2 protein-coding genes are annotated in these 1,002 nt (G+C 40.9%); one reads left to right on the top strand and one right to left on the bottom strand.

Translation table 11 applies throughout. The features are described from left to right. Positions 1–285, top strand: a 285-nt coding sequence (locus RAC86_RS39110) for a DUF1878 family protein (RefSeq protein ID WP_377886997.1), incomplete at its 5' end; no start/stop codon positions are given. On the opposite strand, the gene RAC86_RS39105 is transcribed toward RAC86_RS39110, so the two are convergent. Continuing rightward, positions 282–893, bottom strand: a complete 612-nt coding sequence (locus RAC86_RS39105; RefSeq protein ID WP_003239501.1) for an HTH-type transcriptional regulator Hpr — start codon at positions 891–893, stop codon at positions 282–284. The genes RAC86_RS39110 and RAC86_RS39105 overlap by 4 nt on opposite strands. Between the last annotated feature and the right edge of the window lie 109 nt (positions 894–1,002).

Raw genomic sequence — 1,002 nt, 5'->3', positions numbered from 1 at the left:
AAAACAGTAGATATGGACAGGTACCCCTTCTATGCGCTTCTCATTGACAAAGGGCTGAGCAAGGAAGAAGGGGAAGCGGTTATGAGGATATGCGATGAATTGTCGGAAGAGCTGGCAACACAAAAAGCGCAAGGATTTGTAACCTTTGATAAGCTCCTTGCGCTTTTTGCCGGACAGCTGAATGAAAAATTAGATGTTCATGAAACGATTTTTGCCCTGTATGAGCAGGGGCTTTATCAAGAGCTGATGGAAGTCTTTATCGACATCATGAAGCATTTTGATTAACTGTTTACAGGTTCAAGCTCTTCAGCCGGTTCATCCGCCGCACTGTCCTTTGCTTTTTTCTTCAGTTTTCCGTTTACGCTTTCAAAGTCATTGTCAATATTGGTGAGTGACGTTTCGAAAATTTCCATAAAATCATCGCCGTAGATATGGCGTATCATACACATCATTTCTGCCACTTCAGGAAATTTTCCGAATAAATGATACAAAGGCTGTGACCCTTTAAAAACAGCGTTGCGTGTCGGATCAAATTCCTCAAGCAAGCTCCAGAATACCTCGGTACCTTCCTCAGTCAATTGGACATATGTGTTCCGTTTATCATTCAGCCGTTTGGAGAACCTTAAATATCCCCGTTCTTCCAGCTTTTTTGAAAAGTTGAATGCGGTTGATACGTGCATGACCCCGAACTTCGCGATTTCAGAAATGGAAGCTCCATTCAATTGATACGCAATCCATAAAATATGATGCTCATTAATATTCAGGTCATACGGTTTGAGCCATTGCTGCCAATCCTTCTCGATTGATTTCCAAAGAGCCTTGCTAAGCTGAGCCATTTTCTGGGTGAAGACCAGAGCTTCTTTCACATCATAGGGCGGTTCCACTCGATTCATTACGTCACCTGCTTCTCTTTTTCTTTTTCTCTATTATGCCAATAAAATAAAGATTAATCAAGATGAAAATGTAAGAATTTTTTAATAAATTCACAAACCATTGCGACGA

It is taken from the genome of Bacillus sp. LR_5, assembly GCF_042709275.1.
The sequence above is the reverse complement of the archived record's forward strand: the minus strand, read 5'-3'. Positions and strand labels throughout refer to the sequence as shown.